Annotated in this window: 15 protein-coding genes; 11 read left to right on the plus strand and 4 right to left on the minus strand. The window is 62.3% G+C overall.

Features of this window, described 5'->3' with window-relative positions; all coding sequences use genetic code 11:
- Positions 1-113 precede the first annotated feature (113 nt).
- Positions 114-1,502: a transglycosylase SLT domain-containing protein gene (locus tag GTP58_RS26645; RefSeq protein ID WP_161080029.1), complete on the minus strand. Its 1,389-nt coding sequence runs from the start codon at positions 1,500-1,502 to the stop codon at positions 114-116.
- Between the two features lie 227 nt (positions 1,503-1,729).
- Between GTP58_RS26645 and GTP58_RS26650 the strand changes: the two genes are divergently transcribed.
- Both GTP58_RS26650 and GTP58_RS26655 read left to right on the plus strand, forming a co-directional pair.
- Positions 1,730-2,287, plus strand: a complete 558-nt coding sequence (locus GTP58_RS26650) for a DUF1415 domain-containing protein (RefSeq protein ID WP_161080030.1) — start codon at positions 1,730-1,732, stop codon at positions 2,285-2,287.
- Positions 2,284-2,475 carry a DUF1289 domain-containing protein gene (locus GTP58_RS26655; RefSeq protein WP_161080031.1) on the plus strand — a complete coding sequence of 64 codons (192 nt, stop codon included), beginning with the start codon at positions 2,284-2,286 and terminating at the stop codon, positions 2,473-2,475. Before GTP58_RS26650 ends, GTP58_RS26655 begins: the two co-directional genes overlap by 4 nt.
- Here GTP58_RS26655 and GTP58_RS26660 read toward each other — a convergent pair whose 3' ends face one another.
- Positions 2,476-2,985: a DUF1993 family protein gene (locus GTP58_RS26660; RefSeq protein WP_072786642.1), complete on the minus strand. Its 510-nt coding sequence runs from the start codon at positions 2,983-2,985 to the stop codon at positions 2,476-2,478. It lies immediately after the preceding gene.
- 156 nt (positions 2,986-3,141) lie between these two features.
- On the opposite strand from GTP58_RS26660, the gene GTP58_RS26665 reads away from it, so the two are divergent.
- The 3 genes from GTP58_RS26665 to GTP58_RS26675 are packed head-to-tail and all read left to right on the plus strand — an operon-like array spanning position 3,142 to position 9,353.
- Complete coding sequence (locus tag GTP58_RS26665; protein WP_161080032.1) at positions 3,142-6,261, plus strand: EAL domain-containing protein; 3,120 nt, start codon at positions 3,142-3,144, stop codon at positions 6,259-6,261.
- A gap of 18 nt (positions 6,262-6,279) precedes the next feature.
- The gene (locus GTP58_RS26670) at positions 6,280-8,553 is read left to right on the plus strand and encodes a molybdopterin cofactor-binding domain-containing protein (RefSeq protein ID WP_161080033.1); all 2,274 of its coding nucleotides are present in this window, start codon (positions 6,280-6,282) and stop codon (positions 8,551-8,553) included.
- Entirely contained in the window at positions 8,550-9,353 is an 804-nt protein-coding gene (locus GTP58_RS26675) for an ABC transporter substrate-binding protein (RefSeq protein WP_161080034.1), read from the plus strand. The genes GTP58_RS26670 and GTP58_RS26675 overlap by 4 nt, the downstream gene beginning before the upstream one ends.
- Here the strand turns inward: GTP58_RS26675 and GTP58_RS26680 are convergent, their stop codons facing one another.
- The gene (locus GTP58_RS26680; protein ID WP_072786646.1) at positions 9,354-9,779 is read right to left on the minus strand and encodes a thioredoxin family protein; all 426 of its coding nucleotides are present in this window, start codon (positions 9,777-9,779) and stop codon (positions 9,354-9,356) included.
- Between the two features lie 94 nt (positions 9,780-9,873).
- On the opposite strand from GTP58_RS26680, the gene tsaB reads away from it, so the two are divergent.
- The 4 genes from tsaB to GTP58_RS26700 are packed head-to-tail and all read left to right on the plus strand — an operon-like array spanning position 9,874 to position 13,022.
- Complete coding sequence (gene tsaB / locus GTP58_RS26685) at positions 9,874-10,566, plus strand: tRNA (adenosine(37)-N6)-threonylcarbamoyltransferase complex dimerization subunit type 1 TsaB (RefSeq protein WP_161080035.1); 693 nt, start codon at positions 9,874-9,876, stop codon at positions 10,564-10,566.
- On the plus strand, positions 10,563-11,036 hold the full coding sequence (rimI, locus tag GTP58_RS26690) for a ribosomal protein S18-alanine N-acetyltransferase (RefSeq protein ID WP_161080036.1): 474 nt from the start codon (positions 10,563-10,565) through the stop codon (positions 11,034-11,036). The genes tsaB and rimI overlap by 4 nt, the downstream gene beginning before the upstream one ends.
- On the plus strand, positions 11,033-12,097 hold the full coding sequence (locus GTP58_RS26695) for a uracil-DNA glycosylase (RefSeq protein WP_161080037.1): 1,065 nt from the start codon (positions 11,033-11,035) through the stop codon (positions 12,095-12,097). The genes rimI and GTP58_RS26695 overlap by 4 nt, the downstream gene beginning before the upstream one ends.
- Positions 12,090-13,022 (plus strand): DUF1853 family protein, encoded by a 933-nt coding sequence (locus GTP58_RS26700; RefSeq protein WP_161080038.1) that lies wholly within the window; start codon positions 12,090-12,092, stop codon positions 13,020-13,022. Before GTP58_RS26695 ends, GTP58_RS26700 begins: the two co-directional genes overlap by 8 nt.
- A 3-nt stretch (positions 13,023-13,025) precedes the next feature.
- On the opposite strand, the gene lplT is transcribed toward GTP58_RS26700, so the two are convergent.
- Positions 13,026-14,288 (minus strand): lysophospholipid transporter LplT, encoded by a 1,263-nt coding sequence (lplT, locus tag GTP58_RS26705; protein ID WP_072786651.1) that lies wholly within the window; start codon positions 14,286-14,288, stop codon positions 13,026-13,028.
- A 133-nt stretch (positions 14,289-14,421) separates the two neighbouring features.
- Between lplT and alr the strand changes: the two genes are divergently transcribed.
- Positions 14,422-15,516 (plus strand): alanine racemase, encoded by a 1,095-nt coding sequence (gene alr, locus GTP58_RS26710; protein ID WP_161080039.1) that lies wholly within the window; start codon positions 14,422-14,424, stop codon positions 15,514-15,516.
- 4 nt (positions 15,517-15,520) lie between these two features.
- On the plus strand, positions 15,521-16,897 hold the full coding sequence (gene radA / locus GTP58_RS26715; RefSeq protein WP_161080040.1) for a DNA repair protein RadA: 1,377 nt from the start codon (positions 15,521-15,523) through the stop codon (positions 16,895-16,897).
- The last annotated feature ends 13 nt before the right edge of the window (positions 16,898-16,910 follow it).

Genomic DNA, 16,910 nt, shown 5'->3' on the forward strand with positions numbered 1-16,910 from the left:
GGTGGGGCTGGCTGGCGGCGTCAGTGGGTTATGTTTTTTAAGACCAAGATTGTAGGACTTGTAAGCCGCGACCGCAACCTTTGGATTGTTGCAGTCACGGCCCGTAGCCCGCGTCAGTGGCTGGTCTTGCGATGGGATTTGGATTTTGCGGCATCGCGCGACACGCGTGCCTTGACCAGTGCCACCGGGCTGGACTTGTCCGACTTGCCGGCTTTGGCCAGTTTATAGCCTTTGGCCGATTTGCCATTATTGCTGCGTTCCGCCTCATAGGCCACGGTGGCGCTCTCGGCGATATCCGACGAGATGTCGACGCTGGCCGAGGTGGAAATCTTCGGCACCAGGATGGTCGAACCGGCCTTGAGCACGGATTTCTGCGGAATGTTGTTGGCCTGGCGTATCACTTCCGGCGAAGTATGGAAACGCGACGCCAGCGTGCTGATGCTCTCACGCGCGCTGGTGATCTTGTGCGTGGTCCAGGTCGACAGCTCTTTGGTCCATTGCGACAGGTTCAGGTGGAACTTCTCGGCGTTTTCTTTCGGCAGCAGGATTTTGGTCTGCTCGTCGCCGGTAATCACCGGACGCTTGAATTGCGGATTCAGCGCCTTGAATTCGTCCACCGACAGCTCGGCCAGATGGGCCGCCACGGTCAGGTCGATGTCACTGGTCTTATCGACCGCCATGAAGTACGGCGAGTTGTCGATGAGTGGCAGGTTCAGGCCATATTGCTGCGGATTGGCAACAATGTTCTTCACTGCTTGCAATTTTGGCACGTAGTTGCGGGTTTCGGCCGGCATCAGGTCGGCCAGGCTTTCAAAATCGGTCGGTTTGCCGGCCGCCTGGTTGCGCTTGATGGCTTTTTGGACCGAGCCTTCGCCCCAGTTGTAGGCGGCCAGGGCCAGTTGCCAGTCGCCAAACATATCGTACAGGCGCTGCAGATAGGTCAGGGCGGCGTCGGTCGAGGCCAGAATGCCGCGGCGCTCGTCCTTGAAGGCGTCCTGCTTGAGGTTGAAGTCGCGGCCGGTGCCGGGCACAAACTGCCACATGCCGGCGGCATTGGCGCTGGACAGCGCGTTCGGGTTGAAGGCCGACTCGATAAACGGCAGCAGCGCCAGTTCGGTCGGCATATTGCGCTTTTCCAGCTCGGTGACGACGTGGAACAGGTATAGCGATGCGCGCGCGGTGGTGCGGGCGATGTAGTCCGGGCGGGTGGCGTACCAGTTGACGTGTTTGGCAACCAGCTCGTTGTTCACGTCGGGAATCGCGTAACCGCTGCGGATGCGGCCCCAGACGTCTTTTTCGCGGAAAGCTTCTTCGTCGACCATCTTGGCCGGCTTGTTGACTTTCAGGGAGGAGATATCGGGGAGGGGGGATTTCGGCAGGGGGGACAGCGCGGTGGTAACCGTCGGCAGGCCCGGGGCCTCATCGTAGGCCTGGACCAGCGCGGGCGCCAGTAGCGCCATCAGTGCTGCCAAAGCTGCGGATTTAGGAATTCGTGCTTGCATAGTTTTCCATGGTTGGCGACAAGAAACATCGCGTGGACTATGAATTAAACGTGGAGTGTACGAAGGTCGCTCCATCGAGTCAAGAAATATGTCACCCTTATGACAAATTCTTATAAGCAATAATTCCAGTGAAATAAGCGCGAGATCGCTGCAAATTGACGGAAATAGGAGATGCGGCAAAGAGTGCGTACAATTCTGTTTTTGCGTAGTTACCGAGGAATTGCAATATGAGTAGCCCAGCCATCGACCGCGACGTGGTCATTGCCGACACTGTCCACTGGATGGAAAAAGCCGTGATTGGCCTGAACCTGTGCCCGTTCGCCAAGGCGGTGCACGTCAAGAAGCAGATACGTTATGTGGTGAGCGAGGCGGAAACGCCGGAAGAGTTGCTGGAAAAACTCATGGAAGAGTTGCAGCACCTGGCGGACGCCGATCCTGAAAAAATCGACACCACGCTGCTGATCCATCCGAACGTGCTGACTGACTTCTTCGACTACAACGAGTTCCTCGACGTCGCCGACGCCGCGCTGGAAGAGCTGGGCCTGGATGGCTTCCTGCAGGTCGCCAGCTTCCACCCGGACTACCAGTTTGCCGATACCGACAAAAACGACATCAGCAACTACACCAACCGCTCACCGTACCCAACCCTGCACCTGCTGCGCGAAGACAGCATCGACCGCGCGGTGGAGGCGTTCCCGGAAGCGTCGGAGATTTTTGACAAGAATATCGAGAACCTGGAAAAACTGGGCCATGATGGCTGGGACAAGCTCATGGAGAAGCCATGAGCGATGATCTGCCCATCCGCCCGGACACCCCGTGCGTGGCAGTGTGCTCCACCACCTTCGACGAGATCTGCCGCGGCTGCGGCCGTACCGTGGTCGAGGTGGCGCACTGGGTGTCGATGACACCCGAGCAGAAGGAAGTGGTCTGGCAGCGCATTGTGGCGCAGGGCTACCCGCGCCGGAATACCTGATCAATAGCTACCGATAAAGTCTTTCTTGCCGATTTCCAGGCCGTTGTGGCGCAGGATGTCGTAAGCAGTGGTGGCGTGGAAGTAGAAGTGCGGCAGCGCGTAGTGGAACAGATAGGTCTGGCCGACGAAGTGCTTGGTCTTCTCGCCACTGCCGGTGGTGATGGCGCGGCCTTCGCTGCCTTCGATCTGCGCTTGCGGCACGCTGTCGATGTAGGCCAGCGTCTTGACGATGCGCTCTTTCAGATCGGCAAACGAAGTTTCCTTGTCTTCATACGACGGCACTTCCAGGCCGCCCAGGCGCGCGGCAGCGCCCTTGGCGAAATCGCAGGCAATCTGGATCTGGCGCGTGAACGGCAGCATGTCCGGGAACAGGCGGTATTGCAGCAGCGCGGCCGGGTCGATTTTCTTGTCGGTGGCGTGCGCTTCGGCTTTGTCCAGAATGGCGTGCAGGCTGTTCAGGATCTGCTTGAACACAGGAATGGAGGCGGAGTACATGGAGAAGGTGGTCATGGCGGATTCCTATGTGTTAAAAAAGAGTCGCGATCATAGCGCGGCTAGAGGTTTTTTGCTTGTGCGTGACTTTTTAAGGTTTTTTCCGTGCATAATTCCACCAAGTAATAAGCCCCAGAGCGACGATGCCCATTCACCCATTTGCCGTACCCGTGCATGACTAGCACCATTTACCAGAGATTGCGCTTACGCCTGAGCGCGTTGTATGGTCTTTCCATCTATGGTGCGCTGCTGCTGGTGGTGTTTGGTGGCCTGGTGATTCCTGCGATTATCGGCAGCTATCTGCTGATCGGCGTGCACGAGCAGCAGTCGGCGCGCGCCTCGTTGCAGGAATCGCTGCAACGCAATGCCGACATCCTGGCGCTGGGCATGCAGGAATCCCTGTGGAATATGAATGCCGAATCGGCCCATTCGCTGGTCGAATCGGTGATGCGCGACCGTTCGGTCTTGCAAGTCCAGGTCGTGGGCCAGGCCGACACCCAGTTCATGCACGTGCGCTCGCCGCGGGTGGCCAGCGGTAATGTGTACCGCGCTGAGCGCGAAATCCTCGTGCGCGGCGAACGCATCGGCCGCATCATGGTCGAGATGGACGATGCGCGCAGCCAGCAGGAGTTGCGCGAGAAGCAGCTGTCCTATGTCTTCGTGCTGGCGGCGCAGCTGACCGTGTCGCTGCTGCTGATTGTGCTGTTCCTGAACTCCCGCCTGATCAAGCCGCTGCGCAAGCTGATGCGCTTTTCGGACCGGCTGTCGCATGGCGACTTTGAAACCCGGCTCGATGTCACCGGCAGCGATGAACTGGGCCGCCTGGCGCAGCAGCTGGAGCAGATGCGGGTGGCGATCAAGCGCCTGTTTGAAGATATCGGCCAGCGCGAGGAACGTTTCCGCACCATCGTGACGCAGGTGCCGGGCGCCGTGTTCCGCTTCCGCCCGGACGGCCCGATCGACTTTGTGTCGGACGCCATTGAAGACATCTCCGGCTATTCGGCCGCACAGTTCATGCGCAGCACCACGCACTCCTGGACCAACCTGATCGCGCCGGAAGACCGCAAGAAGCAGCGCCGCGTGATCGGCCAGGCCATCCGTGACGGCCAGCCCTACGAAATCGAATACCGCATCACCGATTCCGCCGGCGCCGAGCGCTGGGTGCAGGAGAACGGCCAGCCGCAGCCATCCGAAGGCGATGAAAGCGCGCCATGGGTGGACGGCATCATCTCTGACATCAGCCAGCGCAAGCACAACGAGATGCGTATCGAAGCGCTGCTCGCCGAGCAGAGTGCGATTCTGGATAACGTGATGTTTGGCGTGATGTTCGTGCGTAATCGCACCATCGTCTCCGTCAACCGCCGCTGCGAAGAACTGTTCGGCTACGGGCCGGGCGAGATGGGCGGGGCGTCCACTTTCATGCTGTTCCTGGATGGACTGGATTACGAATCGTCGGGCGCGCGCCAATACCCGTCGCTGTCGCAGGGCGATTATTTCAGCGAAGAGCGCCAGTATCGCCGCAAGGACGGCAGCGTATTCTGGTGCCTGGTCAGCGGCTATGCGCTGGACAATAACCGCGCCAATGAAGGCAGCATCTGGGTGTTTGCCGATATCACCGAGCGCAAGGAAGCGGAAGAAAAACTGCGCCTGTCCGCCACCGTGATCGAGCACATTGCCGATGGCGTGGTGGTGCTGGACGAAGAGGGCACCATCGTCGCCGTCAATCCGGCCTTCACGCTGATTACCGGCTATACCGAATTGGAAGCGGTCGGCAAGGACCGCACGCTGACGCGCTCCGGACGCCACGAACCCGCATTCTACGAGGGCATGTGGGAGGAGCAGCTGGAGCACGGCTTCTGGCGCGGCGAGTTGTGGAGCCTGCGCAAAAACGGCGAGCTGTATCTGGAATACCTGACCGTGAGCGCGGTGCGCGACACCAGCGGCCACACCACGCACTATGTGGGCGTGTTCAGCGACATCACCAAGGCCAAGGAATCGCAGGAGAAGCTGGACCATCTGGCGCACCACGACCCACTGACCGCGCTGCCGAACCGCCTGCTGTTCCATGACCGCCTGCAGCACGCCTTGCAGCGCGCCTCGCGCGACGGCGAGCAGCTGGCGCTGCTGTTCATTGACCTGGACCGCTTCAAGAACGTCAACGACACGCTGGGCCACCACATCGGCGATGAGCTGCTGAAGCAGGTCGCGCATGCACTGACCGAGCGCCTGCGCGAAGGCGATACGCTGGCACGCCTGGGCGGCGATGAATTCATCGTGCTGCTGGAAGATATCGACAACCAGTACGGCGCCAGCCAGGTCGCGGAAAAACTGGTGCAGATGTTTGAGGAACCATTCATGGTCGCCGGTCACGAGCTGTTTGTGACCTGCAGTGTCGGTATCAGCCTGTTCCCGGACGATGCGGCTGACTTGAATATGCTGATCCGTAATGCCGACGTGGCCATGTACCAGGCCAAGGCGCGCGGGCGCAATGGCTTCAGTTTCTACGCGCCGTCGATGACGGGCGAGGGCGTCGAGCGCCTGCGCCTGGAGACCTTCCTGCGCCGCTCCATCGAGAAGGACGAGATTTTCCTCAACTACCAGCCGCAGGTGGAAATTGATACGGGCCGCCTGGTGGGCGTCGAGGCGCTGGTGCGCTGGAACCATCCGGAACTGGGCCTGATCCCGCCGATCCGCTTCATCCCGCTGGCCGAGGACACGGGCTTCATCAACCAGCTGGGCAAGTGGGTGCTGCACGAAGCCTGCCGCCAGATGGTGCGCTGGCAGGAAGCCGGGCTGCATGTGCCGAAGATCGCCGTCAACCTGTCGGCCAAGCAGTTTGAGCGCGGCAGCATCGTCAACATGGTGGCCGACATCCTGCACGACACCGGCCTGCAGCCGGAGCGCCTGCAGCTGGAAGTGACCGAGTCGGTGATTATGAACACCGGCGACGCCATGGTCTTCATCAACGACCTGCACTCGATCGGCGTGGCGCTGGCGATTGACGATTTTGGTACCGGCTATTCTTCGCTGGCGTATCTGAAGCAGCTGCCGGTGCAGACACTGAAGATCGACCGCTCCTTCATCAAGGACATCTCCACCGACGTCAATGACGAAGCGATCGCGATTGCGATTATCCAGCTGGGCAAGAGCATGAACCTGTCGGTCATCGCGGAAGGCGTGGAGACCGAAGAGCAGGCAGCCTTCCTGCTGCGCCACGGCTGTAACCTGGCGCAGGGTTACTTCTACAGTCGTCCACTGGCGGCGGATGATATGCTGAGCCGCTGGCAAAAATAAATACACGGAGAGACAGGAATGCAGGGAGTGAAGAACACGTCGCGGCGGCGCTTCCTTCTGGGCGGCGTGGCGGTGACGGGCGCATTGGTGGTGGGCTGGGGCGTGATGCCGCCGCGCCAGCGCCTGAACGCCTCGCTTCCCTTGCCGGTCCACGACGGCTGCGTGGCGCTGAATGGCTGGGTGGGCATCGGCAAGGATGGCGCCGTGACGGTCGCCATGCCGCGCAGCGAAATGGGGCAGGGCGTCTACACCGCCTTGCCGATGCTGGTGGCGGAGGAGCTGGATGTGCCGCTGTCCGCGGTGCAGGTGGTGCAGGCGCCTATCGATAAGATCTTCGGCAACATCGCCATGCTCAAGGACGGCCTGCCTTTCCATCCTGACGATACAGGGCGGTTGAAAACCACCGTGAGCTGGATCGTCGGCAAGGTGGCGCGCGAACTGGGGCTGATGATCACGGGTGGCTCGTCCAGCGTGAAGGATGCGTGGGAGCCGATGCGCGAAGCCGGCGCCGCAGCGCGCGCCATGCTGGTCGCGGCGGCTGCCGCCGAGTGGTCGGTACGTCCCGAAGACTGCTACACAGGCAACGGCTTTGTCGCGCATGCCGATGGCCGCCGCCTGGCCTATGGTGCGCTGGCCGAGCGTGCGGTGACTGCCGCGCCGGGCGAAGTGCGGCTCAAGTCCCCGGAACAGTTCAAGCTGATTGGCCATCCGCAGCCGCGCCGCGACACGCCATCCAAGGTCAATGGCTCGGCCATCTTTGGTATCGACGTGCGCCCGACGGGCATGCTGTATGCGGCGGTACGCATGTCGCCCGTGATTGGCGGCACGGTGGCTGGCGTGAACACTGCTGCCGCGCTCAAAATGCCGGGCGTGGTCAAGGTGGTCGATTATTCCAGTGCCTTGGCGGAGAAGACTGGCGCCGGTGCCGGCGTGGCCGTCATCGCCAGGAGCTATTGGCAGGCAAGGCAGGCCGCGCTGGCGCTGGATGTTCAGTGGCATGACGGCCCGCTGGCCAGCCTGTCCAGCGCCGCCATTTATGCCGGCTTTGCGCATCAGCTGGATAGCGAAGACGGCTATGCCTACTACAAGGCTGGCGATATGGATGCGGTGGAAGGCAAGGCCGCCGGTGTGGCCAAAACCATCAAGGCCGAATACCGCGCTCCGTATCTGGCGCATGCGGCCATGGAACCCATCAACTGCACGGCGCAGGTCAAGGATGGCAAGGTGCGCGTGTGGGCGCCGACGCAGTCGCCAGGCTTTGCGGTGGATGTCGCCGCCAAGGTGGCGGGTGTGGCGGCGGGCGATGTCGAGCTGCACGTCACCATGCTGGGTGGCGGCTTTGGCCGCCGGCTGGATGTGGACATGATCGCGCAAGCCGTGGCCATCGCCAGGCAGGCCGACGGCCGCCCCGTGCAACTGATCTGGTCGCGCGAGGACGATACCACGCATGATGTCTACCGCCCGGCGGCGCTGGCGCGCTTCAGTGCGACGCTGGATGCACAGGGCAATGTGCTGGGCTACGATAACAAGTCGGCCAGCGGTGCGATTTCGCACCAGTTCTTCAAGCGTAACCTGGGTTTGCCGCCCGGTGGGCCGGACAAGACCACGGCCGAAGGCGAATTCGATATGCAGTACCACTTCCCCAATCAGCGCATCCGCCACGTGATCGTGGACAGCGCGGTGCCGCTGGGTTACTGGCGTTCGGTGGGCCATTCGCACAATGCCTTCTTCAAGGAGAGCTTCATCGACGAGCTGGCGCACGCGGCCGGCAAGGACGGCGTGACGTTCCGCCGTGGCCTGCTGCTCCAGCATCCGCGTCACCTGGCGGTGCTGAATGCGGCGGTGGCCAAGGCCGGTGAGGCGCCAGCGGGCAGGGCGCACGGCGTGGCCCTGCATCAGTCGTTTGGCACCATCGTTGCGCAGGTGGCCGAGGTGTCGGTGGAAGGTACGGAGATACGCGTGCATCGCGTGGTCTGCGCGGTCGACTGCGGCCTGGCGGTGAACCCGAACATCATCGCCCAGCAGGCGGAATCGGGCGTGCTGTTTGGCCTGTCGGCGGCGCTGTTTGGCGAGGTGACGATCAAGGAGGGCAAGGTTGAACAGACTAACTTCCATGACTACCCGGTGGTGCGCCTGAACCAGGCGCCCGAGGTGGACACCATCATCATGCCGAGTGCGGCCCATCCGGAGGGGATGGGGGAACCGGCCACGCCGCCGATCGCACCGGCCGTGGCCAATGCGGTCTTCAAGCTGACGGGCAAGCGCCTGCGCAGCCTGCCGCTGAAACTATGAAGCCGCTGCTCCCGCTCCTGGTTCTACTGGGCAGCGGCGAGCTGTCTGCTGCGCCACTGGCGCAAGACCAGGTCATCAAAGTGTGTGCGCAGAGCGCGGAATGGCCGCCGTTCATGTACACCGACAAGGCCAGCAACAATAAGCTGAGCGGCTATATGATCGACTTTTTGCAGCATAGCCTCATCGAGCGCGGCCTGCGTTACACCATCGACCTGGTGCCCTGGAAGCGCTGCATGGAGCTGACCCAGCGCGGCATCTACGACATGATGACCGATGCTTCCAACAGTGCGGAGCGCGCACAAAATTATCTGGTGTCCAAACCGTATTATCAGCAACAGCTGGTCTATTTCTATGACAAGGATCGGCCACGCCCGGCGATCCACGCGGCGGCGGACCTGAACAAGGTGCGCCTGTGCGGCATGGCCGGCTACAACTACTCCGGTTTTGGGCTCAAGCCCGAGGAAGTGGAAACGGGCTCGCAGAACCTCGCACAAACCTTCCAGAAGCTCAAGCACGACCGCTGTGACGCCGTACCGGAACGGCTGGAAGTCACGCTGGGCTACCGGGCGCAAGGCGTGGTGGACTTTGAAAAGCTCAATATCGGCGTGGGCTACCTGCCCGATTTGCCGCGCTCGACGTTCCACCTCATGGTGAGCCGCAATGTGGTGTACGGACCGGCCTTGCTGGAGGTGCTCGACGAGGGGATCGATAAGCTTAATGGCAACGGCGTTGCGCAGGAACTGGCCGTCAAATACGGCGTTCCGGGCGCGGAGCTGCCGCGCCCGAAATCGAAGCGCTGATTACAGGGCGTCGCGCAGCAGCGAACGCAGATTGCATTCGCGCTGCCACTGGGCGCGCTCTGCGCTGTTGATGATGAGTTCCTGCAGGTCGGCGTCGCTTTGCGCGGCGGTGGACTGCACCAGACGGTGCGCCACGCCCACATCCGGCAGCATGGTGCCGAAGAAGGCCACCATTTCGTGGTGCTGGATCAGCAGGGTAGGGAAGTTTTCCACGTCGAGATCGCCGACCACGTCGGCCTGGTCTTCAATGTCGATCCAGACGAAAAACTTGTCGGGATGGCGTTCGGCCAGTTCGTCAAAGGTGGCGCGGTAGGATGCGCAGGTGCCGCACCAGGCGGCGCACAGGCAGGCGACGATCCAGCGGTCGCCGGCCAGGGCGGCGGCCACGTCTTCGCGGTTTTCGGAATTCAGGGTCAGGCTAGCCATAGTAGGATCAGCAAAAGCGCGCTCAGCGCCAAAACGCGTATTCTACCTGTCCGCGCGGGGTCGCGCCTGTTAGCGCGCCGGGTTAAAATACGGGATGCCTATTATTCTCGCCATTGAAACCTCGTCCGAAACCGCTTCCTGCGCACTGCTGCGGGGCGATGCCGTCACCAGTCGCGTCTCCAGCGGCGTGCGTACCCATTCCCAGGCAGTATTGCCAATGATTCAAGAACTGCTGGCCGAAGCCGGCATCACGCTACAGGACTGCGATGCGGTGGCCTATGGTTCGGGGCCGGGTTCGTTTACCGGTGTGCGTACCGCCTGCGGCGTGGCGCAGGGGCTGGCATTCGGCGGCAAGCTGCCTGCGGTGCCGGTGGTGACGCTGGATGCCATGGGGCTGGCCTGCCACCAGCAGCACGGCGCCGACGAGGTGCTGGTGGTGCTGGATGCGCGCATGGGCGAGGTCTATTGGGCGCAATACCGGTTTGAGAATGGCGCGCCGGTGGCGGTGTTGGCGCCGGTGCTGTCGGCGCCCGGTGACGTCAGGCCGCAGGGTACGCCTGTTGCCTGCGGCAATGGCTTGTCGGCGTATGCAGAGGCCTTCCCGGCCGGCGGCTTTGCCGCGGTGATGCCGCATGCGGAACAGATCGCGCAACTGGCGGCAGCGGCGTTTGCCGCCGGCCGCACGGTGGCGGCTGCCGACGCCCAGCCGCTGTACCTGCGCAACAAGGTCGCGTACACGCAGGCCGAGCGCCGCGAAATGGCGGCCACCAAGGACGGCAACGCATGACGGCGCCCGTCTGGGATCTGGCGCGGCTCAACTACGAGCCGATGCAGCACACCGATCTGGAGGACGTGTTCGCGCTGGAGCAAAGCGTTTATCCTTACCCGTGGAGCATGGCCAATTTCGTCGATTCGCTGAACAGCAATTACGAAGCGTGGGTATTGCGTGACAGTGATGGTAGTTTGCTCGGCTATTTCCTGCTGATGGCGGTGGTCGATGAGGCGCACTTGCTGAACGTGGCGGTGTCGGCAGAGAAGCAGGGGCAGGGACTGGGGCGCTTCCTGCTGAACCAGGCCGTGGCGTGCGCGCGTGGCCTGGGCATGGAATCGGTGCTGCTGGAAGTGCGGCCATCGAACATGCGGGCGCTGGAAATTTACGAACGTTACGGATTTAAACAGATAGGTCGCCGCAAAGGGTATTACCCGGCGGGCAACCAGCAACGCGAGGACGCGATTGTGATGCGGTTTGAGGTATGAGTCAGTCGGCACGTAACACGGCGTTCCTGCACGAGATGGGAATTGGCGTGCAATGGAAGTTGCGTAATGGCGTGGAGGCGCAGGCCGATCCATTCGTCGCAGCCGTCCAGGCGCTGGCGGATGGCGAGCCGGTGATGGAGGCCCCTGTGCAGCAAGATGCTGCAGTGGCCGCAACGCCAGCGATGGCTGCCCCGGCGGCTCCGCTGAGCCACGCCGCACCGGCGCCGGTCGAAGCGCCGTCGTCGCCAGTAGCGCAGCAGCCCATTCCATCGTCCGCTGCGCCACGCGCACCGGCACCATCGCAGGGCGACGACTCCACAGCCTGGTTCGACGACGCGCCCATGCCGCCGCCGGCGCCCCAGCCTGCGGCCCGCCCCGTGCCTGCCGCAGCGCGTCCTGCCGCCGCGCCAGCCCCGGCAGCCGCATCGGAAGACGAATCCACCGCATGGTTTGACGATGCTCCAGCGCCGGAGCGTCCGGAGCCAGTCAGCGACGAAGCCATCGCCGCCATGGACTGGCCGGCGTTAAAGCAGGCTGTCGCCACCTGCACCCGTTGCCCGCTGTGCGCAACCCGCCGCACCGCCGTCAACGGCCGCGGCGCCGAGCAGGCGCGCTGGGTCGCGATCGGCCCTGCGCCGTCGCGCCAGGACGAAAAGGATGGCCAGACCATGTCGGCCGAATCCGGCCAGCTGCTGCACAATATGATGAAAGCGATCGAACTCCAGCCGGAGTCCGATGTCTACGTCACCAATCTGGTCAAATGCCGCCCGACGACGCCCGAAGGCGACGACCGCACGCCAGGTGCGGACGAAGTCCTGGCCTGCCGCCCGTTCCTGGAGCGTGAACTGGCACTGACGGGCGCCGCCATGGCCATGACCTTCGGCCAGTTCGCCGCCAAAGGCCTGATGATGGGACCGGCCGCACGGGGCAAGGTCATGCACTACGGCGCGCAGCAATTGCCGGTGGTCGCGACCTATCATCCTGACGATCTGCTGCGCAAACCGGAAGACAAGGCCAAGGCCTGGGCCGACCTGTGCCTGGCGAAAGCCAGCCATGGCTAAGCCCCCGGCTGGCAGCTTTCAAGCACTGTTTGAAAGCCGCTGGCCGCATCTGACGCACCCGCACGTGCGTGCGCTGGCATGGCTGCTGGATGCGCCAGACCTGCTCGATCCCGCCGCACCGCAGTGGCAAGGACGCATCGCCACGCTGGGCGCCATGCCGCCCGCGACGGCCGACTGGCTGGCGGCGCTGGAGCGTGATCCGGCGCCGCTGGATGCCGCACTCGGCACCCGGCACTACTCGCGCCTCGGGCTGTATGCGGAAAAGCTGATGGCCTTTTATTTCGCCGAACATGGCCAGCTGGTTGCACACGGCCTGCAAGTGCGCGCCGACCGCACCGACACCATCGGCGAATTCGACTTCCTATTGCAAAACGACGCCGGCCTGACCCACATCGAGTTCGCCACCAAGTTCTACCTGCTCGACCACGCCGCCCAGGATTTCAACGGCCTCATCGGCCCAAACCTGGCGGATACGCTGGGTGTGAAGATGCGCAAAATCTTCGACAAGCAGTTATCGCTGGCCCGGCATCCGGCCGCGCAGGCCGTGTTGCCGCAGCCGGTTACGCAAGCGCAGGCGCTGGTCAAGGGCTGGCTGTTTTATCCGGACGGCGTGCCGCCGATGGCCGGCATCTCGCAACAGCACTGCCATGGTTTCTGGATGACGCAAGCACAGGCACACAGCCTGCCCGGTCAGCATTTTGCGGTGATGCCGCGCCTGCAGTGGCTGGCGCCGTTCAAGGCCGCATCGGGCCTTGACCGCGATCAGCTATTGGCGGCCGTCCACGAGCAAGCGGCGCCCGTCATGATCGTCGTGTTGCGGGCGCAAGGGGAATGGCTGGTGGAAGAGAGCCGGGGCTTCATTGTCCCCGACGGCTGGCGCGCGCAAGCTGCGCAGCGCCGCCATGAAGGTGTGCTGCCGGCCTGAGGTTTAGTGCTTGGCTTCGCCGATCAGCGCGACCGAGTCGAACTCGCGCTGATTTGCCTGGTGCCGGCGCATGATATACAGCATGGTGCCCGCCAGGAACAGGCCGAACAGCAGAATGATCACATCCAGGTTCAGGTGCGCGCGCAGCATCAGCGAGTACATCGCCAGCATGGTCAGGATCGACAGGTTCTCGTTGAAGTTCTGGACCGCGATCGAGTGACCGGCGCTCATGAGCACGTGGCCGCGGTGTTGCAGCAGCGCGTTCATCGGCACCAGGAAGAAGCCGCCCAGCAGGCCGACCAGGATCAGCAGCGGATACGCGACTTTGACCGAGTTCACCATGGTCATCGACATCACAATCACGCCCATGGCAATGCCGACCGGGATCACGGTGAGCGACTTGCGCAGCGATACAAAGCGCGCGGAAATCACGGCGCCGGCGGCGACGCCGATGGCCACTACACCCACCAGGCTGGTCGATTGTTCGTAGCTCAGGTGCAGGGTACGGTTGGCCCACTCCAGCACAATAAATTGCAGTGTTTGCGCAGCGCCCCAGAACAGTGTGGTGACGCCTAGCGAAATCTGGCCCAGCTTGTCTTTCCACAGCATGCCGAAGCAGTTGGCGAAATCGGTAATCAGCTTGATCGGATTGCGTTCCTGGTGGCCGTAGACGCAGCCGGTATCTGGAATGCGGGTGTTGAACAGAGCTGCCAGCATATAAATGCCGACCACCACGCACAGCGCCGCCTGGGTTGGTGTTTCGATGCCGGTATCGATGAGCGGCATATCAAAACCGAGCAGGAAAGACGATACCCGGCCACCTACCAGCGCGCCGCCCATGACGGTGCCGAAAATAATCGACAGCACGGTCAGGCCTTCCACCCAGCCATTGGCGGCCACGAGTTTCTCGGCAGGGAGTAATTCAGTCAGGATGCCGTATTTGGCTGGCGAATACACCGCCGCGCCAAAACCAACAATGGCATACGCCAATAATGGATGGACATTCGCGAATATCAGCAGACAGCCTCCAACCTTAATCAGGTTGGAAATAAACATAACCTTGCCTTTGGGCATCGAATCCGCAAAAGCGCCGACAAATGCTGCCAACAGCACGTAAAAGAGGGTAAATGACAACTTCAGGAGCGGCGTAATCCACCCCGGAGATTTCATATTTACCAGGAGGTCGATCGCAACAAAAAGCAGCGCATTGTCCGCCAGGGACGAAAAGAACTGCGCTGCCATGATGGTATAAAAACCACGATTCATTCTGGGATATGCCTGAAAACTTATCTGGCTTGCTTTATACCATGCTTTGATCGTATCCCCAAGAATTGAGCAGTGCGGCTTGATCTGCACGCGGTAAAATAGCGCCTCAGTTTATTTCGCGGAAAACAGACGTATGCCTAGGCCGATCTTAGCAACAATTCATATCGAATCCATGCAGCATAATCTGGCGCTGGCCAAGGCCAGATCGCCCGGCGCCAAGGCCTGGGGCGTATTGAAAGCCAACGGTTACGGCCACGGACTGGAACGCGCGATGCGCGGTTTTGCCGACGCTGACGGCCTGGCGCTGATCGAAGTGGACAACGCCGTCAAGCTGCGCGAAATGGGCTGGAAGAAGCCAATTTTATTATTGGAGGGTTTCTTCGGTCCGGCGGATTTGCACACCATGGCCGGCTACGATCTGCAAGCAGCGGTCCACTGCAACGCGCAGCTGGAATGGCTGGAAGCGGTGCAGGCGCAATTGAGCGCGCGCGGCATCCGCTTTGACCTGCACCTCAAGATGAATACCGGCATGAACCGTCTCGGCTTCATGCCGGAGGCCTATGCGGCTGCCCACGCGCGCCTTAGCGCGATTTCCTGCGTCAACAGCATCACGCTGATGACCCACTTTGCCAATGCCGACGATGTCGACCATCCGCTGCTGCCGATCACCGAACAGGTGCGCCGCTTCGAAGTGGGCGCCGCCGGCTTGCCTGGTCCGCGCAGCCTGTCGAATTCGGCCGGCGTGCTGCTGCACCACGACCACTTGAAAAATGACTGGGTACGGCCCGGCATCATGCTGTACGGCGGCACGCCGGGCGGCGCGACCGCAGAAGAATTCGGCCTGCAACCGACCATGACGCTGACCAGCGAAATCATCGGCGTGCAGGATATCGCCGCCGGTGAAGTGGTGGGTTATGGCAGCCGCTTCCAGGCCGAAGGGCCGATGCGCCTGGGCGTGGTGGCCTGCGGCTACGCGGACGGCTATCCGCGCCACGCACCGCTGGGCACGCCGATTGTGGTGGACGGCGTACGCACCCGCCTGATCGGTCGTGTGTCGATGGACATGCTGACCGTAGACCTGACGCCAGTGCCGCAAGCGCACATCGGCAGCAAGGTGGTGCTGTGGGGGCAGGGCATGCCGATCGACGAAGTGGCGACCGCCGCCGGCACCATCGGCTATGAGCTGATGTGCGCGCTGGCGCAGCGCGTGCCGGTGGTCGAGGGCTGAGCGCATGGTCAAGGCAAAGACCAACTACACCTGTAACGAATGCGGCGCCACCGCCAATAAATGGACTGGCCAGTGCTCGTCCTGCCATCAGTGGAATACCATGGTGGAGACGGTGGTGGAGTCGGGCGGCAATAACCGTTACTCCCAACCGGCGCACATGGCGCTGGCGCAGACCGCGCCGGTGCTGTCGCTGGCGGATATCGATGCGCTCGATGTGCCGCGCTTTGGCACCGGCATCGAGGAATTTGACCGCGTGCTGGGCGGCGGCCTGGTCGCGGGCGGCGTGGTGCTGATCGGCGGCGATCCCGGCATCGGCAAATCGACACTGCTGCTGCAAGCACTGGCCAATCTGTCGCATTTGAAGAAGGTGCTGTACGTCTCCGGCGAGGAGTCGGGGGCGCAGATTGCCTTGCGCGCCAAGCGCCTGAATATCGATGCGCGCGATCTGAAACTGCAGGCGGAAATCCAGCTAGAAAAAATCCTGGGGACGCTGGCGGACCTGAAGCCGGAAGTGGCGGTCATCGACTCCATCCAGACGCTGTATTCCGATGCGCTGAGTTCCGCGCCCGGTTCGGTGGCCCAGGTGCGCGAATGCGCAGCGCAGTTGACCCGCGCCGCCAAGCAGACCGGCGTGACCATCATCCTGGTCGGCCACGTGACCAAGGAAGGCGCGCTGGCCGGCCCGCGCGTGCTGGAGCACATTGTCGATACCGTGCTGTACTTTGAGGGCGACAACCATTCCAGCTTCCGCCTGGTGCGCGCCATCAAGAACCGTTTCGGCGCTGTCAATGAGCTGGGCGTGTTTGCGATGACGGAGAAGGGGCTGAAAGGGGTGTCCAATCCGTCGGCCCTTTTCCTGTCGCAGCATGACAACCAGGTGCCCGGTTCCTGCGTGATGGTGACGCAGGAAGGCACGCGGCCGCTGCTGGTGGAAATCCAGGCGCTGGTCGATGCCAGCCATCTGCCTAACGCGCGCCGCCTGTCGGTCGGCCTGGAGCAAAATCGGCTGGCAATGTTGCTGGCGGTGCTGCACCGTCACGCTGGTATTGCGGCGTTTGACCAGGACGTGTTCATCAACGCCGTCGGCGGCGTCAAGATCAGCGAGCCGGCGGTCGACCTGGCGGTGCTGCTGGCGATTAATTCTTCAATGCGCAACAAGGCGCTGCCAAGCGGCTTCGTGGTGTTTGGCGAAGTGGGCCTGGCGGGCGAGATCCGGCCGGCGCCGCGTGGCCAGGAGCGCTTGCGCGAGGCCGCCAAGCTGGGCTTCTCGATTGCGATGATCCCGACCGCGAATGCGCCCAAGCAGCCGATCGAAGGAATGACCATTATTGGGGTGGATCGTATCGATGATGCCTTCAATAAGCTGCGCGAAATCCAATAACGATGTATTGTTA

Origin of the sequence: Duganella sp. CY15W, from assembly GCF_009857555.1 — a bacterium.
Taxonomy (GTDB): domain Bacteria; phylum Pseudomonadota; class Gammaproteobacteria; order Burkholderiales; family Burkholderiaceae_D; genus Rugamonas; species Rugamonas sacchari.